18 protein-coding genes are annotated in these 23,275 nt (G+C 67.8%); 12 read left to right on the forward strand and 6 right to left on the reverse strand.

Translation table 11 applies throughout. The annotated features are described in order from the left end of the window. The 6 genes from ACODTB_RS24130 to ACODTB_RS24155 all read left to right on the forward strand — a co-directional run. Positions 1 to 3,511 (forward strand): hybrid sensor histidine kinase/response regulator (locus ACODTB_RS24130; RefSeq protein WP_488929822.1); only part of this gene is annotated, 3,511 nt, incomplete at its 5' end. Then, entirely contained in the window at positions 3,495 to 4,508 is a 1,014-nt protein-coding gene (locus ACODTB_RS24135; RefSeq protein WP_291113884.1) for a response regulator, read from the forward strand. The genes ACODTB_RS24130 and ACODTB_RS24135, both read left to right, overlap by 17 nt. Before the next feature lie 53 nt (positions 4,509 to 4,561). After that, complete coding sequence (locus ACODTB_RS24140; RefSeq protein ID WP_291113882.1) at positions 4,562 to 5,887, forward strand: cache domain-containing protein; 1,326 nt, start codon at positions 4,562 to 4,564, stop codon at positions 5,885 to 5,887. Continuing rightward, positions 5,884 to 6,510, forward strand: a complete 627-nt coding sequence (locus tag ACODTB_RS24145) for a response regulator transcription factor (protein WP_291113879.1) — start codon at positions 5,884 to 5,886, stop codon at positions 6,508 to 6,510. Before ACODTB_RS24140 ends, ACODTB_RS24145 begins: the two co-directional genes overlap by 4 nt. Positions 6,511 to 6,643: 133 nt before the next feature. Beyond that, on the forward strand, positions 6,644 to 8,716 hold the full coding sequence (locus ACODTB_RS24150; RefSeq protein ID WP_291113876.1) for a carbon starvation CstA family protein: 2,073 nt from the start codon (positions 6,644 to 6,646) through the stop codon (positions 8,714 to 8,716). 22 nt (positions 8,717 to 8,738) lie between these two features. Continuing rightward, complete coding sequence (locus ACODTB_RS24155; protein ID WP_291114034.1) at positions 8,739 to 8,933, forward strand: YbdD/YjiX family protein; 195 nt, start codon at positions 8,739 to 8,741, stop codon at positions 8,931 to 8,933. A gap of 7 nt (positions 8,934 to 8,940) precedes the next feature. On the opposite strand, the gene ACODTB_RS24160 is transcribed toward ACODTB_RS24155, so the two are convergent. Beyond that, entirely contained in the window at positions 8,941 to 10,101 is a 1,161-nt protein-coding gene (locus tag ACODTB_RS24160) for a Fic family protein (protein WP_291113873.1), read from the reverse strand. A 292-nt stretch (positions 10,102 to 10,393) separates the two neighbouring features. On the opposite strand from ACODTB_RS24160, the gene urtA reads away from it, so the two are divergent. The 6 genes from urtA to ACODTB_RS24190 all read left to right on the forward strand — a co-directional run bounded on the left by urtA (position 10,394) and on the right by ACODTB_RS24190 (position 16,996). After that, entirely contained in the window at positions 10,394 to 11,683 is a 1,290-nt protein-coding gene (gene urtA, locus ACODTB_RS24165) for an urea ABC transporter substrate-binding protein (protein WP_291121972.1), read from the forward strand. A 201-nt stretch (positions 11,684 to 11,884) separates the two neighbouring features. Further along, the gene (gene urtB, locus ACODTB_RS24170) at positions 11,885 to 13,432 is read left to right on the forward strand and encodes an urea ABC transporter permease subunit UrtB (RefSeq protein ID WP_291121974.1); all 1,548 of its coding nucleotides are present in this window, start codon (positions 11,885 to 11,887) and stop codon (positions 13,430 to 13,432) included. Continuing rightward, the gene (urtC, locus tag ACODTB_RS24175) at positions 13,429 to 14,547 is read left to right on the forward strand and encodes an urea ABC transporter permease subunit UrtC (RefSeq protein ID WP_291121970.1); all 1,119 of its coding nucleotides are present in this window, start codon (positions 13,429 to 13,431) and stop codon (positions 14,545 to 14,547) included. The genes urtB and urtC overlap by 4 nt, the downstream gene beginning before the upstream one ends. Further along, positions 14,544 to 15,419, forward strand: coding sequence for an urea ABC transporter ATP-binding protein UrtD (gene urtD, locus ACODTB_RS24180; RefSeq protein WP_291121969.1), 876 nt, complete (start codon positions 14,544 to 14,546; stop codon positions 15,417 to 15,419). Before urtC ends, urtD begins: the two co-directional genes overlap by 4 nt. Positions 15,420 to 15,983: 564 nt before the next feature. Then, complete coding sequence (gene urtE, locus ACODTB_RS24185; RefSeq protein WP_291121967.1) at positions 15,984 to 16,676, forward strand: urea ABC transporter ATP-binding subunit UrtE; 693 nt, start codon at positions 15,984 to 15,986, stop codon at positions 16,674 to 16,676. Between the two features lie 113 nt (positions 16,677 to 16,789). Continuing rightward, the gene (locus ACODTB_RS24190) at positions 16,790 to 16,996 is read left to right on the forward strand and encodes a hypothetical protein (RefSeq protein WP_291121965.1); all 207 of its coding nucleotides are present in this window, start codon (positions 16,790 to 16,792) and stop codon (positions 16,994 to 16,996) included. 18 nt (positions 16,997 to 17,014) lie between these two features. On the opposite strand, the gene ACODTB_RS24195 is transcribed toward ACODTB_RS24190, so the two are convergent. The 5 genes from ACODTB_RS24195 to ACODTB_RS24215 form a co-directional block, all read right to left on the reverse strand. Next, positions 17,015 to 18,007 (reverse strand): Bug family tripartite tricarboxylate transporter substrate binding protein, encoded by a 993-nt coding sequence (locus ACODTB_RS24195; RefSeq protein WP_291121963.1) that lies wholly within the window; start codon positions 18,005 to 18,007, stop codon positions 17,015 to 17,017. A 31-nt stretch (positions 18,008 to 18,038) separates the two neighbouring features. Continuing rightward, complete coding sequence (locus tag ACODTB_RS24200; protein WP_291121961.1) at positions 18,039 to 19,652, reverse strand: indolepyruvate oxidoreductase subunit beta family protein; 1,614 nt, start codon at positions 19,650 to 19,652, stop codon at positions 18,039 to 18,041. 91 nt (positions 19,653 to 19,743) lie between these two features. After that, positions 19,744 to 21,909, reverse strand: a complete 2,166-nt coding sequence (locus tag ACODTB_RS24205) for a thiamine pyrophosphate-dependent enzyme (RefSeq protein WP_488929823.1) — start codon at positions 21,907 to 21,909, stop codon at positions 19,744 to 19,746. A gap of 18 nt (positions 21,910 to 21,927) precedes the next feature. Continuing rightward, positions 21,928 to 22,461: a 2,4'-dihydroxyacetophenone dioxygenase family protein gene (locus tag ACODTB_RS24210; protein WP_291120814.1), complete on the reverse strand. Its 534-nt coding sequence runs from the start codon at positions 22,459 to 22,461 to the stop codon at positions 21,928 to 21,930. A gap of 31 nt (positions 22,462 to 22,492) precedes the next feature. Further along, on the reverse strand, positions 22,493 to 23,263 hold the full coding sequence (locus ACODTB_RS24215; RefSeq protein ID WP_291120815.1) for an SDR family NAD(P)-dependent oxidoreductase: 771 nt from the start codon (positions 23,261 to 23,263) through the stop codon (positions 22,493 to 22,495). Positions 23,264 to 23,275 lie beyond the last annotated feature (12 nt).

Raw genomic sequence — 23,275 nt, forward strand, 5'->3', positions numbered from 1 at the left:
CCCCCCCGCGCCGCAGCGCATCATCAAGGTGCGCCGCGACTACAACAGCTGGGTCGGCAGCGAGACCATGGAGGACTATGCGCTGCGCTACACGCCGCAGCGTTTCCGCAAGTGGAGCGAATGGCGGGTGGCCAACACCGCGTTCGGTGCCGCCTCCTTCCTGATCCTGGAAGCCGTGGGCGCCACGCTGCTGGTGCAGTACGGCTTCGTCAACGCCGCGCTGGCCATCCTCTGCACCGGCCTCATCATCTTCCTCGGTGGCCTGCCCATCAGCGTCTATGCCGCGCGCCACGGGGTGGACATGGACCTGCTCACGCGCGGCGCGGGCTTTGGTTACATCGGCTCCACCATCACCTCGCTGATCTACGCTTCCTTCACCTTCATCTTCTTCGCGCTCGAAGCGGCGGTGATGGCCTACGCGCTGGAGCTCGCGCTCGACATCCCGCCCGCCTGGGGTTACCTGATCTGCGCGCTGGTGGTCATCCCCCTCGTGACGCACGGCGTCTCCGTCATCAGCCGCTTCCAGGTCTGGACCCAGCCGCTGTGGGTCGTGATGATGGTGGTGCCTTTTGGGGCGGTGGCCTGGATGGCGCCCGAGATCTTCACCAACGTGGTGCGGTACGGGGGCGAATCTGGTGCGGGCGCGGTGTTCGACTGGCACCTGTTTGGTGCGGCGCTCACGGTGGGCATCGCGCTGATCACGCAGATGGGCGAGCAGGCCGACTACCTGCGCTTCATGCCCGCGAAGGAGCCCGGCCACGCGCTGCGCTGGTGGCTGGGCGTGCTGGCCGGCGGGCCGGGCTGGGTGGTGCTGGGCGTGGTCAAGATGCTGGGCGGTGCGCTGCTGGCCTACCTGGCCATCAGCCACATGGTGCCGCCCGAACGCGCGGTGGACCCCAACCAGATGTACCTCGCCGCCTACGAGTTCGTGTTCGCCGACTACGGCTGGGCGGTCGCGGCCACGGCGCTGTTCGTGGTGGTCTCGCAGCTCAAGATCAACGTCACCAACGCCTACGCGGGCTCGCTGGCCTGGAGCAATTTCTTCTCGCGCATCACGCACAGCCACCCGGGCCGCGTGGTCTGGGTGGTGTTCAACACGCTGATCGCCTTCATGCTGATGGAAATGAACGTGTTCCAGGCATTGGGCGAGGTGCTCGGCCTGTACTCCAACATCGCCATCGCCTGGATCATGGCCGTGGTGGCCGACCTGGTCATCAACAAGCCGCTGGGCTGGTCGCCCAAGGGCATCGAGTTCAAGCGCGCCTACCTGTACGACATCAACCCCGTCGGCGTGGGCGCCATGGGCCTGGCCTCGGCGCTGTCCATCGTGGCCCACATGGGCCTGCTGGGGCCGACGGCGCAGGCGTTCTCGGCGCTGATCGCGATGGCGACGGCGCTGATCACCGCGCCGATCATCGCGTGGTTGACTCAGGGGCGTTACTACATCGCCAGAAGCGGTGGAGAGGTGCCTCCAGGCGCACCGCGGATCTGGCTCCGCCAGGCCGCCAGTGCGGCCCCCCTTCAGGGGGGTGACGCCGCAGGCGGCGCGGGGGGTGTTGTCCAGACCTGCGTGATCTGTGAACGTGAGTACGAAGCGCCCGACATGGCGCACTGTCCTGCGTACCAGGGCCATATCTGCTCGCTGTGCTGCACGCTCGACGCGCGCTGCGGCGACCTCTGCAAGCCGCATGCGCGCCTGTCCGAGCAGTGGATGGGTGCCTTGCGCCGCGTGCTGCCGCGCCGCGTCTGGCCTTACCTCGAAGCGGGCCTGGCGCACTACCTGCTGCTCATGATGATCGTGGCGCCGGTGCTCGCCGCCGTGCTCGGCCTGCTCTACCGGCAGGAGGTGGAAGGCCTGGCCCAGGGCCTGGGCGTGGCGGCCAACACCTCGCTGCTCGACGCCGCGCTGCGCTCGGGCTTCGTGCGCGTTTACGCGGTCCTGCTGCTCATCGCCGCCACCGTGGCCTGGTGGCTGGTGCTGGCGCACAAGAGCCGCGAGGTGGCGCAGGAAGAATCGAACCGGCAGACGCGGTTGCTGATGCAGGAAATCGAGTCGCACCAGCGCACCGATGAGGCCTTGCAGCAGGCGCGCCGCGCGGCCGAGCAGGCCAACCAGGCCAAGACGCGCTACATCTCCACCATCAGCCACGAGCTGCGCACGCCGCTCAACAGCATCCTGGGTTATGCGCAACTGCTGCAGGAAGACCCCGGCGTGGCGCCGCACCGCGCGCAGGCCATCCGCGTGATCCACCGGGGCGGCGAACACCTGCTCTCGCTGATCGAGGGCACGCTGGACATCGCGCGCATCGAATCCGGCAAGCTCGCGCTGGACGTGCGGCCCATGGCGTTTGCCGACGCCATGCGCGAGGTGGCCAGCATGTTCGAGCTGCAGGCGGCGGCCAAGGGCCTGCGCTTCTCGTTCGACACCGGCAGCCGCCTGCCCGACACCGTGCGCGCCGACGAGAAGCGCCTGCGCCAGATTCTCATCAACCTGCTGGGCAACGCGGTGAAGTTCACGCGCAGCGGCGAGGTGCGGCTGCGCGTGGCGCACGCGCGCGAGATGGCGCAGTTCGAGGTGCACGACACCGGGCCCGGCATGAACCCGCAGGACCTGGACCGGGTGTTCGAACCGTTCGCGCGCGGGCAGGGCGAGGCGGCCGCCCACGGCGCGGCCACCGGCACCGGCCTGGGCCTGACCATCGCCAAGATGCTCGCCGACCTCATGGGCGGCGAGATGACGGTGCGCAGCACCCCGGGCCAGGGCTCGGTGTTCACCGTGCGCCTGTTCCTGCCTGAGCTGCACGGCGTGCAGCTGCCGGCGCCCGCCGCCTTGCCGCAGCACGCTGGCTACCAGGGCGTTCGCCGCCGCGTGCTGGTGGTGGACAACGAGGAGGCCGACCGCGAGCTGCTGGCGCGCTGGCTCGCGCCGCTGAGCTTCGAGGTGATGCTGGCCACCAGCGGCCACGACGCGCTGGCCCTGCTCGACGGCCTGCAGCCCGGCGAGCCCGGTGCGCCGCACGCGGTCTTCATGGACTTGGCCATGCCCGGCATCGACGGCTGGGAAACGCTGCGCCGGCTGCGCGCGCGCGGCTGGGGCACGGTGCCGATGGCCATCGTCTCGGCCAATGCCTTCGACAAGGGCCTGCAGGCCGAGGAGGAGGGCGACCTCGGCCACCGCCCGCAGGACTTCTTCGTCAAACCCGTGCGGCGCGAGGACCTGCTGGCCTGGCTCGGCCAGCGCCTGTCTTTGGCGTGGATCACCGAGGCCGCGACCGAGCGGGCATCGGTGCCGATGGCCGCCGCCGCGCCCGCCACGCGCGACGAACTCGAACCCCTGCTGGAACTGGTGCGCCTGGGCTACTACAAGGGCATCGTGCAATGGCTCGACGACTGGGTGCAGCGCCGCCCCGAGCAGGCCGTGTTCGCGCAGGGCCTTCGCACGCTGGCGCGCGAATTCCGCTTTGAAACCATTGAACAGCAACTGCTGCAACACCATGTCGCACCCGGTTGAAACCCCGGCGCCATCGACCGCGCGGCCCCTGACGGACGCGCTGGTGGTGCTCATCGTGGACGACGTGCCCGACAACGTCGCGCCCCTGCACGACGCGCTGGACGAAGCGGGCTACACCGTGCTCGTGGCGCTGGACGGCGAGAGCGCCATCCGCCGCGCCACCCAGGCCCTGCCCGACGTGGTGCTGCTCGACGCCGTGATGCCCGGCCTGGACGGCTTCGAGGTCGCGCGCCGGCTCAAGGCGCAGCCGGCCACGGCGCACATCCCCATCATTTTCATGACGGGCCTGACCGACACCGAGCACCTGGTGGCCGCGCTCGACGCGGGCGGGGCCGACTACGTGACCAAGCCCATCAAGCCGCGCGAGGTGATGGCGCGCATGGGCGTGCACCTGCGCACCGCGCGCCATGCGCGCCAGGGCGCGGTGGAACGCAGCCAGGCGCGCAACGCGCTCGACGCCTTCGGCTACGCCACCATCACCGTGCGCGAGCGCGACGGCCGCCTGATGTGGCAGACGCCGCTGGCGCGCGACCTGTTGCGCCACCACTGCGGCACCGAGGCGCCCACCACGCCGCCGGCCGTGCTGCAATGGCTGCGCCGCCACCTCGGCGAGGCGCTGGCGCAGCGCGAGCCACCGCGCCTCACGCTGGAGAACGGCCCGCGCCGCCTCACCTTCCGCCTGCACCAGTGCGTGGGCGACGAGGTCAACGGCGAGGGTGGCGACTGGCTCATCGTGATGCAGGAAACCTCGGACGCCAGCGTGCTCGCCGGCCTGGCCGCCGCCTTCGGCCTCACGGCGCGCGAGGCCGAGGTGCTGTACTGGGTGGTCAAGGGCAAGATCAACCGCGACATCGGCGACATCCTGGGCGCCAGCCCGGCCACGGTGAAGAAGCACCTGGAGCGCATCCACGCCAAGCTCGGCGTGGAGACGCGCACCGCCGCCGCCGCCATGGCCCTCCAACGGGTGCCCCAACTGCAGCCGCAGCACGGCAGCTGAACCGCCCCGGCGGGATCGGAGGAAAATGGCGTTTCGGCGCCTATTCCTCCCCGATGCGACTGCGAACCAAGATCCTCCTGCTGGCCATCCTGCCGCTGCTGGCCTCGCTCGTGCTCATCGCGCTGGCCGTGCAGCACCAGGAGCGCGATCTGGCGAAGCGCGAATACGCCCTGGTGGAGCGCACCTACCTGGAGGCGCGGCGCGCCGAGCTGCGCAACTACGTGGCCCTGGCCGCCAGCACCGTGCAGCCGCTGTACGACCGGGGCGGCAACGACGCGGCGGACCGCGATCAGGCGCTGCGCCTGCTGGCTTCGCTGGACTACGGCCGCGACGGTTATTTCTTCGTCTACGACCTGCAGGGCCGCGTGCTCATGCACTCGCGCCAGCCCGAACTGGTGGGGCAGAACCTGTGGGAGCTGCGCGACCCGCAGGGCCGGCCCACCATTCAGCGGCTGATCGCCCAGGCGCGGGCCGGTGGCGGTTTCGTGGACTACCTGTGGCGCCAGCCTTCCAGCGGGAAGGACACGCCCAAGCTGGGTTATGTGATGGCCTACGAGCGCTGGGGCTGGATGCTGGGCACCGGGCTCTACCTCGACGGCATCCAGGCCACGCTCACGCGCATCGAAGGCGAGGCCAACCGCAACATCGCCACCACCCTGCTGTGGATCGCTGGCATCGCGGTGTTCGGCATCGCGCTGATCAGCGCCAGCGGCCTGGCGCTGAACCTGAGCGAGCACCGCGTGGCCGAGAACAAGCTGCGCCTGCTGGCGCGGCAGGTGCAGCAGTCGCAGGAAGACGAGCGTGCCCGCCTCGCGCGCGAGCTGCACGACGGCATCAGCCAGACCCTGGTGTCCACCAAGCTGCTGGTGGAGGCCGGGGCGGATACCCGCGACCCCGAGCCGCTGGAGAAGGCGCTGCAAGGGCTCAACCACACCCTGTTGGAAGTGCGCCGCATCTCGCACGCCCTGCGCCCGGCGCTGCTCGACACCCTGGGCCTGCCCGCCGCGCTGCAGCACCTGGGCCAGGAGTTCGAGGACGCCAGCGGCCTGCCGGTGGCGGTGCGCATCGAAGGGACCGAGCGCGAACTGCCCGACGAGGTGAAGACCGCGCTGTTCCGCGTGGCGCAGGAGAGCCTGACCAACGTGGCCAAGCACGCGCAGGCCAGACAGGTGGAGCTGATGCTGACCTTCGGGCCAGGCAGCACCGTGCGCATGAGCGTCACCGACGACGGCCAGGGCTTCGACAGCTCGGCTGTGCACCTGCACCCCGAGCGCGGCATCGGCCTGCGCAACATGCGCGAGCGACTCGCCGCGATCGGTGGCCGCTTGCAGATCCAGTCCGAACCCGGCCATGGCACCCAGATAGAAGCATCGATATGAACGAAACGATCCGCATCCTTCTGGTCGACGACCACCCCATGGTGCGCGAGGGGTTGCGCGCGCGCCTCTCCAGCGTGCCGCAGCTGGCGGTGGTGGGGGAGGCCGGCGATGCCGCCGAGGCGATGCGCCTGCTCGACGGCCTGGCGGTGGACGTGGTGCTGCAGGACGTGGGTCTGAAGGACGGCAACGGCATCGACCTGGCGCAGGCCATGCTGGCGCGCTGGTCCGGTTTGTGCGTGCTCATGTTCAGCATGTACGACAACCCCGAGTACGTGCAGCGCGCCCTGCAGGCCGGTGCGCGCGGTTACGTGCTCAAGGACGCGCCGGCCGGCGAGATCGTGGCCGCCATCGAAGCCGTGGTGGCCGGCGGCACCTTCCTCAGCCCGGGGGTGTCGCGCCGGCTGTTCCGCCACCAGGCGCCGCGCCCGCTGCTCACCCCGCGTGAGAGCCAGATCCTGAGCGCGCTGGGTCGGGGCGAATCCAGCAAGCAGATCGCCAAGGCGCTGGACCTGAGCGTGCGCACCGTCGAGACGCACCGCCAGAGCATCAAGCGAAAACTGGAGCTCGACGGCCAGGCCGAGCTCATCAAGTACGCCGTCGAGCACGCCCGCGAAATCCCCTGATAGGTAGTTCCACCTAAGTGTTGCCACGCGGTCCGGCGCGCGGTGCAACGGATGTGCGTGCGCGCGCGCTTGCCGATACTGCCCGTCGCACGGCGGCCCGATCGGCGAGGCCGCGGCACAAGAGGAGACAAGCATGTCTGGACTGGGTCGCCACCTGGGGTGGTTTTTCGTGGCCGTGCTGGGCGCTTTCGCGCTCGCGGCCGTGGCGCTGGGACGGGGTGAAGCCGTCAGTGCCCTCTGGGTGGTGGTCGCTTCGGTCTGCGTCTACCTCATTGCCTACCGCTACTACAGCCTGTTCCTGGCCACCAAGGTGTTCGGCCTGGACGGCACGCGCATGACGCCGGCCTGGCGCCACAACGACGGACTGGACTACGTGCCCACGCACAAGTACGTGCTGTACGGCCACCACTTCGCCGCCATCGCCGGGGCCGGCCCGCTGGTGGGCCCGGTGCTGGCCGCGCAGATGGGCTACCTGCCCGGTCTGCTGTGGATCCTGGCCGGTGTGGTGTTTGCCGGCGCGGTGCAGGACTTCATCGTGCTGTTCATCTCCACGCGCCGCGACGGCCGCTCCTTGGGCGACCTGATCAAGCAGGAGATGGGCACCGTGCCCGGCCTGATCGCGCTGTTCGGCGCCTTCATGATCATGATCATCATCCTCGCGGTGCTGGCGCTGATCGTGGTGAAGGCGTTGGCCGAATCACCCTGGGGCACCTTCACCGTGGCGGCCACCATCCCGGTGGCGCTGTTCATGGGCGTGTACCTGCGCTTCATCCGGCCTGGGCGCATCGGCGAGGTCTCCATCATCGGCTTCGTGCTGCTGATGCTGGCCATCGTGGGCGGCCAGTGGGTGCACGAGAGCCCGGAATGGGCGCCGCTGTTCACCTACGACGGCAAGGCCCTGACCTGGATGCTGATCGGCTACGGCTTCGTCGCCGCCTCCATTCCCGTGTGGCTGCTGCTGGCACCGCGCGACTACCTCTCCACCTTCCTCAAGATCGGCACCATCGTCGCGCTGGCCGTCGGCATCGTCGTCGTCGCGCCGCCGCTGCAGATGCCGGCGGTCACGCAGTTCGCGGCCGGCAACGGCCCGGTGTGGTCGGGCAACCTGTTCCCCTTCCTGTTCATCACCATCGCCTGTGGCGCGGTGTCGGGCTTTCACGCGCTGATCTCCTCCGGCACCACGCCCAAGATGCTGGACAACGAGGTCAACGCGCGCTTCATCGGCTACGGCGGCATGCTGGCCGAGTCCTTCGTCGCCGTGATGGCGCTGGTGGCGGCTTCGTGCATCGAACCCGGCATCTACTTCGCGATGAACAGCCCGGCCGCCCTGGTCGGCAGCACGCCCGAGACGGTGGCGCAGACCCTGTCCACCTGGGGCTTCGTGATCACGCCCGAGATGCTGGTGCAGACCGCCAAGGACGTGGGCGAGAACACCATCCTGGCGCGCGCTGGCGGCGCACCCACGCTGGCCGTGGGCATGGCGCACATCCTGCACCAGGTGGTGGGCGGCCAGGCCATGATGGCCTTCTGGTACCACTTCGCCATCCTGTTCGAGGCCCTGTTCATCCTGACGGCGGTGGACGCCGGCACGCGCGCCGGCCGCTTCATGCTGCAGGACCTGATGGGCAGCTTCGTGCCCGCGCTCAAGCGCACCGACTCGCTGCCCGCCAACCTGATCGCCACCGGCCTGTGCGTGGCGGCCTGGGGCTACTTCCTGTACCAGGGCGTGGTCGATCCGCTGGGTGGCATCAACACCCTGTGGCCGCTGTTCGGCATCGCCAACCAGATGCTCGCCGCCGTGGCGCTGATGCTGGGCACGGTGGTGCTGTTCAAGATGAAGAAAGACCGTTACGCCTGGGTCACCATCGTGCCGGCCATCGTGCTGCTGGTCTGCACGCTCACCGCAGGCTGGCTCAAGATCTTCTCGGCCGACGTGAAGGTGGGCTTCCTGTCCAACGCCAACCGCTACGCCGACGCGATCCAGCAGGGCACGCTGCTCGCGCCGGCCAAGAGCGCGGCCGAGATGTCGCGCGTCGTGTTCAACAACCGCCTGGACGCCGTGCTCTGCGCGCTGTTCATGTTCGTGGTGATCAGCGTGCTGTTCTACAGTGTGAAGAGCGTGCTCAAGGCCCGCGCCGAGCGCAGGCCCACGGTGGCCGAAACGCCGTACCAGGCCTTGCCCGAAGGCGCGGTCGCCCGTGGCTGACACCGCCACCACCGGCGGCGGCCTGCTCGAAGACCTCGGGCGGGCCGGCCGCTACCTCACGCAGAGCTTCCGGCTCATGGTGGGGGTGCCGGATTACGGCAGCTACGTGGCCCACATGAAGGCCACGCACCCCGACCAGGAGCCGATGAACTACGAGGCGTTCTTCCGCGAGCGCCAGGCCGCGCGGTATGGGTCTGCCACGGGGCGCTGCTGCTGAGACGGGGTTATGCGGATGGTGCTGCCAGGGCCGCAGGTATGAAGCCTTCATCGGTCAGTGCGCGCACCACACCGCGCAGCAGCATGTTGTGACTGAACCCGATGCTGTATTGGCGGGCGTTGGGCTTGATGGGTTGTAACATGCCGCTTTCCACCAGTTTTCGTATCTGATAGGTCCGTTGGTTGGCATTGAGGTCGGGCATCGCCGTCTCCAGGTCGGCGGCTTTGACCGTACCGGCCTTGACCGTGGTGATCAGTATGGCTTGCTCCAGAGCGGTGATCAGTTGCCGTTCTCGTGCATGAAGGACCGCAGGAAGCAACACTTTGGTCTGGAGATGATCGTAGTCGGCAAGCCGGTCTACCTTGGTCATTTCGTCACGCACGCCGCTTAGCACGTAAACGCACCAACGCTCCAATGCCTCATCCGTTCCTGTGTCGGCCTCGCCAAGACAGGCGTAGTACACGTTCCGGTTGGCGCAGAACACAGCGGCCGGGTTGAGCAGGCGACCGACTTCGTTCACGCGGAAGCCGTACTTGATGAGCATGGCGTAAGTGAGCAAGCGCACGACCCGACCATTTCCGTTTCCGAAGGGATGGATCCATGCAAAGCGATGGTGGGCCAGTGCCACCTTCATCAAATCGTATTTGGGAGGATCCGCTCGGTTGATGAACGTCACCAGCTCTGTCATGTATTCGGCAACCTGAGCGGCATCGGGTGGCAGGTGCTGGGCCTGTGCGATCTTCACTGGCCCAGGGCGATAGGCTCCTGGATTCGCGTCGCCTTCTCGGCTCAAGCCATTCACCGTGGTGGCGTGTAGGCCGCGCAACAGATGCTCGGTGATGGGAGCGCCGGGTTCCAGGCTGTCGTCCACTTGTTGCATCGCACGCTCGATGTTGGCGATTTCCTCCAGTTGTTCCGCCTGATTCGGATCGTCCAGCATCTTGGCCTCCACATAGTCTGCCAAGGTGGTGTGGTTTCCTTCAATCCGGGCGGAAGCCAAGCTCTCCAGCAAATGAAAAACCTGCTTCAACTGCAGAAACACGGTCCATGGTGTGGTGCTCTGGAGTTGCAGCCGTCGCAGGTACTCCAGGTCTGTCAGTACATCCAGCAGCGGCGAAGCAAAAGACGGATTCAGCAAGCGCAAAGCATGGTGGGTGAACTGAGGCATGGGTGTTTGGGTTTCTGGAATACCGTGGTGGATTATCTGGATTTTATTTTGAAAAATCGTTTATTGATAATGATTTGCGTGGAATTTTGTTTTTAACTTTCTTTAATTTTTCTGTGTTGAAAACACAAAATGTGTTTTTGCTTCTTGAAGCTGCCTGTACGCCACCCGGCGTACATACGCCCTTCAGGGTCTTCCCTAGCATCCAGTTGTCCGTCGAGCACCGCCTGAAAAAGGCGGGCCGGCGGCGCCCAACACCCCTTCCAAGGGACCCCTGGAACACTGGAGAAGCGCCATGTCGAAGACCCCCCAAAACGCCCGCCGATTCACCCTCAAGACCCTGGCCGCCGCCGCCACGGTCGCCACGCTCGGCTTCACCGGCCTGAGCGCCCACGCCCAGGAGACCATCAAGGTCGGCGTGCTGCACAGCCTCTCGGGCACCATGGCCATCTCGGAAACCGTGCTCAAGGACACGGTGCTGATGGCCATCGACGAGATCAACGCCAAGGGCGGCGTGCTCGGCAAGAAGCTCGAGCCCGTGGTGGTCGACCCGGCCTCCAACTGGCCGCTGTTCGCCGAGAAGACCAAGCAGCTGCTCACGCAGGACAAGGTCGCCGTGATCTTCGGCTGCTGGACCTCGGTGTCGCGCAAGTCGGTGCTGCCGGTGGTGGAAGAGGCCAACGGGCTGCTGTTCTACCCGGTGCAGTACGAAGGCGAGGAACTGAGCAAGAACGTGTTCTACACCGGCGCCGCGCCCAACCAGCAGGCCATTCCCGCGGTGGAATACCTGATGAGCAAGGACGGCGGTTCGGCCAAGCGCTGGGTGCTGCTGGGCACCGACTACGTGTACCCGCGCACCACCAACAAGATCCTGCGCGCCTTCCTCAAGAGCAAGGGCGTGGCCGATGCCGACATCATGGAGGAGTACACCCCCTTCGGCCATTCGGACTACCAGACCATCATCGCCAACATCAAGAAGTTCGCGTCCGCCGGCAAGAAGACGGCCGTGGTCTCCACCATCAACGGCGACTCCAACGTGCCGTTCTACAAGGAACTCGGCAACGCCGGCCTGTCGGCCAAGGACGTGCCGGTGGTGGCCTTCTCGGTGGGTGAGGAAGAGCTGCGCGGCGTGGACACCAAGCCACTGGTCGGCCACCTCGCCGCCTGGAACTACTTCATGAGCATCAAGAGCCCGGCCAACACCGAGTTCGTGAAGAAGTGGAGCGCCTACGCCAAGGCGAAGAACATCCCCGGCCACAAGGACAAACCCCTGACCAACGACCCCATGGAAGCGACCTACATCGGCATCAACATGTGGGCCCAGGCCGTGGCCAAGGCCAAGTCCACCGACACCGACAAGGTCATCGCCGCCATGGCCGGCCAGACCTTCAAGGCGCCGGGCGGCTTCACCAGCACCATGGACAAGGAGAACCACCACCTGCACAAGCCGGTGTTCATCGGCGAGGTGAAGGCCGACGGCCAGTTCAACGTGGTGTGGAAGACGCCGGGCCCGGTGGTCGCCGATCCGTGGAGCGATTACATCGCTGAAAACAAGGGCAAAAAGAACGTCCCGGAGAAGAAGTAACTCCCCCCTGCGCCGCTGATGCGGCTTCCCCCCTCTGTGGCGCGCCTTCGGCGCTTCGAGGGGGGACGGCAGCTTGGGCCGGCGGAGCCGTCCCTCGATGCCTCTGGAGATGACGTGTCTGGTGCGCCATCGGGTTTGTTTCTGGGGATGGATATGAAGACTCTTTGGCTCCGCTGCTTGGGGCTGGGATTGGTGCTGTGGATGGCGCTGGGCGCCGCCCATGCGCTCACGCCGGCCGACGCGCTCGCGCTGGTGGATGGCGACACCGATACCCGCATCGACACGCTCAACCGCCTGGCCGCTGAGCCGGACGACAAGGCCACCGCGCTGATCAAGGCCATGGCCGACGAGGCCGTGCGCGTGCAGGGCGAGCGGGTGCTCATCGTCGATGGCGACGGTGCCCTCGACGCCGTGACCGGCGAGAAGCTCGCCGCGCTGCCAGAAGACGCGGGTGACATCATGATCAACAACCGCCTGCGCGGCGCGATGGACAACGCGCTGGCCGGCATGGAGCTGGTGGGCGCGACGCCCGCGCGCCAGCGCGAGGCCGCGCTCACGCTGCAGCGCACCGCTTTCGAAGAGCCCGACACCAGCCAGCTCGCGCTGATCGACAAGGCGCTGGCGGGCGAGCTCGACCCGCGCGCTCGCCAGAGCCTGGAACTCGCTCGCGCGGCGGTGCTGCTGGCCAGCGCTGACCCGGCGCAGCGCCTCTCCGCCGCCGAAAAGCTGGGCGAGGCGAAACAAGCCATCGTGCGCCCGCTGCTGCTGGCGCAGATGGAGAAGGAAGAACACGCCGACGTGAAGGCCGCGCTGAAGGCCTCGCTCTCCAGCCTGGACACCACGCTGGCCATCGGCAGCGCGCTGGGCCAGGCTTTCACCGGCATCAGCCTGGGCAGCATCCTGCTGCTGGCCGCGCTGGGGCTGGCCATCACCTACGGCCTCATGGGCGTGATCAACATGGCGCACGGCGAGCTGATCATGATCGGCGCCTATGCCACCTGGCTGGTGCAGAGCTTCTTCCGCGCCTCGCTGCCCGAGTATTTCGACTGGTACCTGCTGGTCGCCATGCCCGTGGCCTTCCTGGCCTCGGGCCTGGTGGGCGCGGCGATGGAGCGCACGGTGATCCGCTTCCTCTACGGCCGCCCGCTGGAGACGCTGCTGGCCACCTGGGGCATCAGTCTGGTGCTGATGCAGGCGGTGCGCAGCCTCTTCGGCGCGCAGAACGTGGGCGTGGAAAACCCCTCGTGGATGAGCGGCGGCATCATCCTGCTGGGCAACCTCAACCTGCCCTGGAACCGCATCATCATCATCGGCTTCGCGCTCGCCGTGCTGCTGGGCGTCACGCTGCTGATCGGCAAGACCCGCCTGGGCCTGTTCGTGCGAGGCGTGACGCAGAACCGACCGATTGCCTCGTGCATGGGCGTGAACACCGCGCGCATCGACACCTATGCCTTCGCGCTGGGCTCGGGCATTGCCGGCCTGGCCGGCTGCGCGCTGAGCCAGATCGGCAACGTGGGCCCCGACCTCGGGCAGAACTACATCGTGGACTCGTTCATGGTGGTGGTGCTCGGCGGCGTGGGCCAGCTCGCCGGCACGGTGTACGCCGCGCTGGGCCTGGGCATGCTGAACAAGTTCATCGAAGGCTGGGCCGGTGCGGTGCTCGCCAAGATCGCCGTGCTGGTCTTCATCATCGTGTTCATCCAGAAGAGACCCCAAGGCATCTTCGCCATGAAAGGACGCGAAGCATGAGCGCCCCCGTTGTCTTGCCGTCGCACGGCCCGCTGCTCACGCGCGCGGGCTGGAGCGCCTTCGTGGTCGCGCTGCTGGTGGTCTGCGCCGTGGCGCCGCTGCTCAACCTCTTCGTGCCCGAGGGCAGCGCCTTCCACCTGAGCGACTACATGGTCGGCCTGCTCGGCAAGATCATGTGCTACGCCATCTGCGCGCTGGCCATGGATCTGATCTGGGGCTACACCGGCATCCTGAGCCTGGGCCACGGTCTGTTCTTCGCGCTCGGCGGGTATGTGATGGGCATGTACCTCATGCGCCAGATCGGCACCGACGGCAACTACAAGAGCGAGCTGCCCGACTTCATGGTCTTTCTGGACTGGAAGGAGCTGCCCTGGCACTGGGCCTTGTCCGACAGCTTCATCGCCACGCTGCTGCTGATCGTGCTGGTGCCGGGCCTGGTGGCATTCGTGTTCGGCTACTTCGCGTTCCGCTCGCGCATCAAGGGCGTGTACTTCTCCATCATCACGCAGGCGCTCACCTTCGCCGCGCTGCTGCTCTTCTTCCGCAACGAGACCGGCTTCGGTGGCAACAACGGCTTCACCGACTTCAAGCGCATCCTCGATCTGCCGCTGGCCACGCAGAACATGCGCATGGCGCTGTTCGTGCTCACCGGTCTCACGCTGCTGGGCTTCTACCTGTTCGCGCGCTGGCTGGTGAAGAGCAAGTTCGGCCGCGTGCTGCAGGCGGTGCGCGACGCCGAGAGCCGCGTGATGTTCTGCGGCTACAACCCGCTGCCCTACAAGCTCACCATCTGGACCATCTCGGCCGTGATGTGCGGCGTGGCCGGTGCCTTGTACGTGCCGCAGGTCGGCATCATCAACCCGGGCGAGATGAGCACGGCCAACAGCATCGAGATCGCGATCTGGGCCGCGGTGGGTGGCCGCGCCACGCTGATCGGCCCCATCCTCGGCGCCTTCATCGTCAACGGCGCCAAGAGCTGGCTCACCGTGACCTTTCCCGAATACTGGCTGTACGTGCTGGGCGCGCTGTTCATCGTCGTCACGCTCTACATGCCGCAGGGCGTGGTGGGTCTGGTGAAGAAACTGCGCCCGAACAAGAAGGGAGGCCCGGCATGACGCCCGACCTGATGGAAGAGGGCGCGAAGCGCGCCGAACGCGTGGCCGCGCTCGCCCTGGGCGGAGCCACCGAGTCCGGCGGCCGCCAGGCCGGGTTCTCGCGCCCGGTGGTGCGCGGCGAGGTGGACACCACGCACGGCCGCATCCTGTACCTGGAAGACGTGCACGTGAGCTTCGACGGCTTCAAGGCCATCAACGGCCTGAGCCTGGACATCGCGCCCGGCGAGCTGCGCTGCATCATCGGCCCCAACGGCGCGGGCAAGACCACGATGATGGACATCATCACCGGCAAGACCCGGCCCGACTCGGGTCAGGTTTTCTTCGGCAGCACCATCGACCTGCTGCGCTACCGCGAGGCCGAGATCGCCGCCATGGGCATCGGGCGCAAGTTCCAGAAGCCCACGGTGTTCGAGCACCTGAGCGTGTTCGAGAACCTGGAGCTGGCGCTGGCCACCGACAAGCGGGTGCGCCATTCGATGGTGTTCGCTTTGACGGGCGAGGAGAAGGACCGGCTGGGGGAGGTTTTGCAGACCATTCACCTCAGCGACAGTGCGTCGCGCCTGGCTGGCAACCTGAGCCACGGGCAGAAGCAGTGGCTGGAGATCGGCATGCTGCTGATGCAGGACCCGAAGCTGCTGTTGCTCGATGAGCCGGTGGCGGGGATGACCGATGAGGAGACGGAGCGCACGGCGCAGCTGTTTCTGTCGCTGAAAGGCAAGCATTCGCTGATGGTGGTGGAGCATGACATGAGCTTCATCCGCACCATCTCGGAGAAGGTCACGGTGCTTTGCGACGGTTCGGTGCTGGCCGAAGGGACGCTGGATCAGGTGCAGGGGGATGAGCGGGTGATTGAGGTGTATCTTGGGCGCTGAGTTTCCTTCTTCGTTTTGGTTTTGCTTTCGTGGCGAGCCGGGTCTCGGCCCGGCGGCCGACTTACTTTCTTTTGCTTCGCCAAAAGAAAGTAAGCAAAGAAAAGGCGAGCCGAAGTCCGGGGCCCTTCGGGCTTCCTTGCGCTGCTCGGTGCGCGGGGGAAGTTCGCAAACTTGTCCGCTGCGCGGCCTTCGAACATGCGAACTTCTTTTTCCCCGCCCCCCTGCGCTGCTCAGCCCGGCCACACGGCACAGACGGGATCGGGGGCGGAATCCCCTTCCGGCCAGAGAGGGAGTCCGTTCCCGATCCCGCTTGCCCCCTTCTGGCTGTGCCGAGGAGCGGAGCGGTGGGCGGAAAAAGGGCTGCGCATGTTTGAGCGAAGCGAGTTTGCGCAGACCCCGCCCGCCGCGAGCACCGGAGGTTGCCCGGAGCGCAGCGGAGGGACACAGCCAGCGGGGTCGCCTTTTCTTTGCTTACTTTCTTTTGGCGAAGCAAAAGAAAGTGAGGCGCCTGCCGGGGCGCGACCCGGCTCGCCACGAAAGCAAATCCGTGGAAGGAACACAAAAATGCTGAGCGTCAAGGAAATAAACCAGTACTACGGCGGCAGCCACATCCTGCGCAACGTCAGCCTGCAAGCCGAGCTCGGCAAGGTGACGGTGGTGCTGGGCCGCAACGGTGTGGGCAAGACCACGCTGCTCAAATCCCTCATGGGCCTGGTCCCCATCAAGAGCGGCAGCATCGAACTTGACGGCACTCCCATCCACAAGGCCACGCCCTACGAACGCGCCCGCCTGGGCGTGGGTTTCGTGCCGCAGGGCCGCGAGATCTTCGGCCGCCTCACGGTGCACGAGAACCTGCTCATGGGCCTGGCGACGAAGAAGGGCAGCACGCCGATCCCGGCCGAGCTGTTCGAGCTGTTCCCGGTGCTCCGGCAGATGCTGGGCCGCCGGGGTGGTGATCTCTCGGGCGGTCAGCAGCAGCAACTGGCCATCGCGCGGGCCCTGGCGGCCGGCCCGAAGCTGCTCATCCTGGACGAACCCACCGAAGGCATCCAGCCCAACATCATCAAGGACATCGGCAAGGTGATCCGCATGCTGGCGGACCGGGGCAACATGGCGATCGTGCTGGTGGAGCAGTACTACGACTTCGCCGAGGCCCTGGCCGACCACTACCTCGTGATGGAGCGCGGCGAGGTGATCGCCAGCGGCCCGGGCAGCGAAATGCAGGCCAAGGGCATCCGGCAGTTGGTGGCGATCTAGAAGCTTTTGCCGAAAAGGGGGATGATGCGTTCACGCCCCCCGGACAGTGAGGCGGAGGGCGCGGGAACACCGTTTGCCCGCCCAGGCGCATCACTCACTGCGAGAGGACCGCCATGCACACACCGCACACCCAGCCCGCCCCCGACCAGGCCCTGGCCGAGCACCCGAAGGACTACTCGGACCCGGAATTGAGGGTCTACACCGACGAGGAGGCCGAGGACATCTTCGACTCGGTGGTGCACTACATGCCCCTCATGCTGCCCGCCATGGGCGTGCTGCAGATCTTCATGCTGGCCTTCATCGCCGTCTACATGGCGTGATGAAGGCCAGCCGCGCGTTCAGTCGGCCGTGATCTTGCGGTCGCGGATGATCGCGCCGAAGCGCTGGGAGTCGTCCATGCCGCGCTTGCCGAACTCGGCGGGCGTGAGTGGCAGGGCTTCGCCGCCGAGCGCGGTGATGCGTTCCTTCACGCCTGCGGTAGCCAGGATCTTGTTGACCTCGGTGTTGATGCGCGTGATCACGGCCGGCGGCGTGCCAGCCGGGGCGTAGAAGCCGAACACGGTGTCGGCATCGAAACCCTTGAGGCCGGCTTCGTCCAGTGTGGGCACGTCGGGGAACAGGGGCGAGCGCTTGAGGCTGCCCACGGCGAGCAGCTTGGTGCGCCCGGCCTTGGCGTGGGCCAGGCCGATGCCGGGGTCGAAGTAGTAGTCGATCTGCCCGCCCATCAGGTCGTTGAGTGCGGGCGCCGCGCCGCGGTAGGGGACGTGCACGGTGAACATGCCGGTCTGGGCCTTGAGCATCTCGCCCGCGAGGTGCGGCGAGCTGCCGTTGCCGGCCGAGCCGTAGCTCATGCGGCCGGGGTTGGCCTTGGCCATGGCCACCAGTTCCTGCACGTTCTTCACCTCCAGCGTGGGCCGCGCCATCAGGTAGACCAGCACGCGCGCGGCCGAGGCCACGGGGGTGAGGTCTTTCACCGGGTCGAAGCTCATGCGCGAGAGGTGCGGGTTGACCGAGACCATGCCGCCCGAACTCAGCAGCAGGGTGTAGCCGTCGGCGGGCGATTTCGCCACCGCCTCGCCCGCGATGTTGCCGTTGGCACCGGCCCGGTTCTCCACGATCACTGGCTGGCCCAGCGCGGTGGCCAGGGGCGTGGACACCAGGCGCGCGATCTGATCGGCCGCGCCACCGGGCGGGAAGCCCACGATGACCTTGAGCGGCTTGTCCGGGAAGGCCTGCGCGAGCGCGCCCGTCACGGTGCCCAGGGTGAGCAGGGCGGTGGCGGCCGCGCGGCGCCAGGGCAGCGAAGACAGGGGGGTGGGGTGGTGCTTCATGCGGGTCTCCTTTGTTGTGAAAAACGGAAATTCAGGTTGTCGAGGCCGGTTTGGCCTTGAGCCGGGGATTGTGCTGCCAGCGGATCGGCTGCGCCTTGACGGGGCGCGCGGGCGCGCCGTGTTGCCGCAGGGCCTGGTCCAGTGCCTTGCCGGCCTCGTCGCTCAGCGCGGCGCCGCGCGCGGCGGCCACGGCCTGGGCGCGCTGGGTGGCGCTGGCCGGGTCGGCCAGCGCGGGCAGGGCGAGGTGGTCGATGATGTGCAGCAGGTTGTCCTTGCCGCGCTCGTTGGTGCTGCCGTAGCCCTTGATGAGGCGGCCGCACAGCGCCACCTCGTGCGCGAGCGGGGCGTGCAGGGCGGCGAGCCGCACCACGGCGTCGACCCAGCGGTCGATCAGCGCCTGCTCGGTGTGGAAGCGGCTGCCCAGCGGGCGCAGGCGCTTGCAGGCGGCCAGGCCGCGCAGCGCGAGCATGCCCAGCACCGAGTGCGTGCCGATCTTCAGCGGCAGCGCCCAGGGTGCCCGGCCGGCCGCCACGCGTTTGCGGTCCCAGGCCAGCACGCGCTGCGCCAGGCTTTCGGGCAGCATGGCCGCGAACTCGGGCGCGCCGGGCTTGAAGTGGTCGTACACGCGCAGCAGGTCGTCCTGGCCGGCTTTGGCCTCACCGCGCACGCGCGCCTGGCGGCTGGCGCGGCTCTTGAGGTCGGCCACCAGCACGATGTCGTCGAAGGCCATCCACAGCGCGACCCAGCGCGCCATCTCCACCGTGGTGCGGTGGCCGTGCAGGTTCTTCGGGTCGCCGAGCGTCTCGGCGGCCAGCACGCGGCGCAGGCGCTGGGCGTAGCGCTCGCCGTAGGCCGCGTTCTGGTACTCGCAGACGCGCGCATGGCCCAGGGCCATGATGCCGTGCGCCTCCAGCGGGAACTCGCGCCGCAGCGCCTCGGGCAGGACGGCCTGCTGCGGCGCGGGCGCGGCGCCATCGGCGAGCACCTGCTCCACGTAGGCGGCCTGGGTGCGCTGCGCGTTCACCGCGTCGAAGGCGAGCGCGAAGCCGCGCAGGCTGGCCTTGGCGCCGCCGCCGCTCTCGGCGATCACCGCCTCGTAGTCGCGCCGCGAAAACGGCAGCAGGCCGCTGCCGGCGATCGCGCCCAGCATCACCGCGCTGACCACGGTGCCGGCCTGCTTGGTGAGCGCCGCCATGTCCAGCACGTGGCGCGCGCGGCTGTGCTTGTTCACCAGGGCCAGCAGTTCGGCGTTGTCGCGCCGGCCGTCGCCCATCACCATCTTTTCGCCGGTGGTCAGGGCGCGCGCGGACGAGCTGATCACCAGCGTGTGCGTGCTGGAGGCCAGGCCGTTGGTGATCTGGCGGCCGGTTTCGAGCAGCTCGGAGGACACCAGCGCATCGAGCCGGCCGGGCAGGGGGTTGAGGCCGAACACCGGCCGGCGCCCGCCCAGGTCGGCCGTGGGCACCGGGAAGACCTCCAGGTAGTAGGTGGTGGCGCCGGTGCGCTGCGCCACGCCAGGGATGGACGTGGCCTGCGCCGGGTAGCCCGCGTGGCGCGCGGTGTCCACCAGCCAGTCGGTGAGGATGCCGCCGCCTTCGCCACCGAGGGCGCAGAGCAGCAGGGAGATGGGTTGCGTGGTGGTCATGGTGCCTCCCGCCGGGCCGCCCCAAGGGATGGCCGCGCCCCCTCGGGGGGCAGTGAATACACAGAGTGATGAGCGTGGGGGTACATAGGGTTCAGGCCGGTTGCAGCAGGCGCACGACGCTGCCGCGCAGGGTATGGATCAGGCGTTCGTGCCAGCGCGGGTTCTGGATCACCTCGGCGCGGTAGAAGGACGGGCACAGCGTGGCCGCGTGCGCGTTGGCGCCGCACAGGCCGCAGCCCACGCAGCCGTCGATGACGGTGGCCACCGGGTCCACCTTGAGCGGGTCGGGGTTGTCCTTGAGCGTGAGCGTGGGGCAGCCCGAGAGGCGGATGCAGGCGTGGTCGCCGTTGCACACGTCCTCGTCCACGCCGTACTTCACGCGCACCACGCGCCGGCCCTTCTTGAGCAGGCTGGCGATCCAGGGCTTGATGCGGCGCTGGCGCTCCAGCTGGCATTCGCCCTCGGCCACGATCACCTTCAGGCCCTGGAACTCGGTGGTGAAGGCCTCGGTGAGCGTGGCGCGCACCGTGTCCACCTCGTAGGTGTGCACCGTGCGCATCCATTGCACGCCCAGGCCCTTGAGCGTGGTCTCGATGGTCTGGTTGGTGTGGGCCAGGCTCTGCAGCTTGTCGGCGGCGGCTTCCTTGGCCTCGTCACCGGGCGTGGAGATGATGTCCTGCGTGCCGGTGGCCGAGGTGTAGCCGTTCTTGAAGATCAGCAGCACCGCGTCGTCGCCGTTGAACAGGGCCGACTGCACGCCGGTGAGCAGGCCGTTGTGCCAGAAGCCGCCGTCGCCCATCACCGAGAGCACGCGCCGCTTCATCACCGGCGACACGCCGGCGCGGCTGGCCAGGCTCATGCCGTAGCCCAGGATGGAGTGGCCGAACGAGAAGGGCTCGAAGGTGGCCAGCGCGTGGCAGCCGATGTCGCCCGCGATGTGCACCGGGCCCACGTCCTGCTGCGCGAGCTTGAGGGCCGAGAACACGGGCCGCTCGGGGCAGCCCACGCACATGCCGGGCGGGCGCGCGGGCAGCGGCGCCTGCAGCTGCTGCGCGGCTTCCTGGCGGCGCGTCTGGTTGCCCTGCAGCCAGGCGCGCGCGGCGTCGGTCACGGCCTGGGTGGCCGGGTCCTGCAGGTAGCGGCCGATGAAGTGCGCCAGGCCGTTGGCCATCACCTCGGCGGTGTACTCGCCCGCGTTGGGCAGCATGTCCTTGCCGTGCAGCGGGGTCTGGATGTCGCCGCGCCGCAGCAGGGTGGCGAGCTCCTGTTCGATGTATTCGGGCTGGCCCTCTTCCAGCATCAGCACCGCGCGCTTGCCGACGCAGAAGTCGGTGAGCTGCTTCGGCACCAGCGGGCAGGTGACGTTGAGCACCAGCATGGGAATGGCGCTGCGCCCGAAGGCATCGGCCAGGCCGAACTGCTGCAGCGCGCGGATCAGGGTGTTGTACAGGCCGCCCTGCACGATCAGGCCCAGGTCCTGGTGCGCGCCGTCGAAGTGCTCGTTCAGGCCGTGTTCGACGATGTAGCGCCGCGCGGCCGGAATGCGCTCGTCGCTCTTGAGCTTCTCGTGGCGGAAGGTCACGGGCGGGTGGGCCAGGCGGTTGTAGTCGAAGCTGGCCGGCTCCTCGATCAGGTTGTGGCGCGAGAGCGCAGGCTTGACGTTGTCCTTGGCCGTGAAGCTGCCGCGCACGTGGCAGGCGCGGATGCGCAGCTCCATCAGCGCCGGCATGTTCGAGGCCTCGGATAGGCGGAAACCCTGCTCGACCATGTGCACCATGCGCTCCAGGTCGGGCCGCGGGTCCAGCAGCACCATGCTCGACTTGAGCGCGTAGGCGTGCGTGCGCTCCTGGATCACGCTGGCGCCTTCGCCGTAGTCCTCGCCGACCACCACCAGCACGCCGCCGGTGACGCCGGGCGAGGCCAGGTTGGAGAGCGCGTCGGCCGCCACGTTGGTGCCCACGATGGACTTCCAGGTGACCGCGCCGCGCAGCGGGTAGTGGATGGACGCGCCCAGCATGGCGGCGGCCGAGGCCTCGTTGGAGCAGGCTTCCACGTGCACGCCGAGCTCGTCCATGTAGGGCTTGGCCTGCACCATCACGTCGAGCAGGTGCGAGACCGGCGCGCCCTGGTAGCCGCCCACGTAGGCCACGCCCGACTGCAGCAGCGCCTTGGTGATGGCGAGGATGCCTTCGCCGTGGAAGGTCTGGCCGTCCCCCAGGCGCAGCGATTCGATTTCCTGGCTGAATGAAACTTCCACGGTGTGGGCTCTCCAGGGTCAGCGGAACAGGGTGTCGACGAAGGCGGCACCGATGCCGACCTTCTCGTAATGGGCGCGGCACAGGGCGATGTACTGGTGCACGTCGAAGTAGCCGTTCGACTCGCCCTGATCGTCCAGCCAGATCAGTGGGCCTTCGACGATGAAGAACACCTTCATCGGGTCTTTGTGCTCGTAGGCCACCAGCGTGTGGCCCTCGCCCGGGGTCTCGTAGACGAAGTCGCCCGCGGTCGCGGTCCATTCGTGCTCAAGATAACCCCATTTGCCGGAAATCGTATAGGCGAAAACCTGATGCGGGTGGTAGTGGCGGTTGACCAGGCCGGCCTTCCTGGCCATCAGGATGTCGCACCACTTGTTCTGGGTCGGCGAGATCCACAGCGGGCGCGAAGACACGGTCTCGGTGAAGGGCACGTAGAGGCGCTCGTCCTCGGTGGCGGCGTTGGGGATGTAGACCTCGGGCAGGGCATCGGGCTGGAAGACCTTCTCGATCGGCTTGAGGTCTTTCCAGAATTCACTGGTGGCGAGTTCGGGCATGGTGTGGGGTCCTTTCTTGTTGGGGGTGGGGTCAGATGTGCATGCCGCCGTCGGCCATGAACACGCCGCCGGTGGAGAAGCTGCTGCCGGCCGAAGCCAGGAAGACCACCATGCGCGCGATCTCCTCGGGTTGGGCATGGCGGTGCAGCGGGATGGCCTCGTTGAGCATCTGCGTGGCGTCGCGCCCGACCACGTCGCTCAGGCGGCGCTCGATGTCGTTCTGGAAGCCGTTGGTGGTGGGGCCGGGCGCGATGGCGTTGACGCGGATGCCGCGCGGCGCCACTTCCTTGGCGGCCACGCGCATCAGGCCGATCAGCGCGTGCTTGGAGGTGGCGTAGGCGCTCACGCCGGGGTCGGCGGTGACGCCCATCACGCTGGAGGTGATCAGCACGCTGCCGCCGTCGCGCATCAGGGGCAGGCCATGCTTGAGCGCCAGAAAGGTACCGCGCACGTTCACCGCCATCACGGTGTCGAACACGTCGTCGGGGTAGGCGGTGATGGGCACGATCTCGCCGTTGAGGCCGGCGTTGCAGAACAGGAAATCGATCGCGCCCGCGCGCGCCACGGCCTGCGCCAGGTAGTCCTGCGTCTGGCGGCTGTCGCTCACGTCGGCGGCGCTGGTGCCCACGCGCTCGCCGTGCCCTTCGGCCGCGAGCGCCTGGCGCGCGGCCTCCAGCAGCGCCGGGTCGCGGTCCACGAGGTGCACCGAGGCGCCGCGCGCGAGCAGTTGGCGCGCGGCGGCCAGGCCGATGCTGCCGGCACCGCCGGTGAGCACGCAATGTTGTCCTTCAAAGTCCGACACGGGGGTCCTTTC

This window comes from Hydrogenophaga sp. FG152, assembly GCF_057809615.1.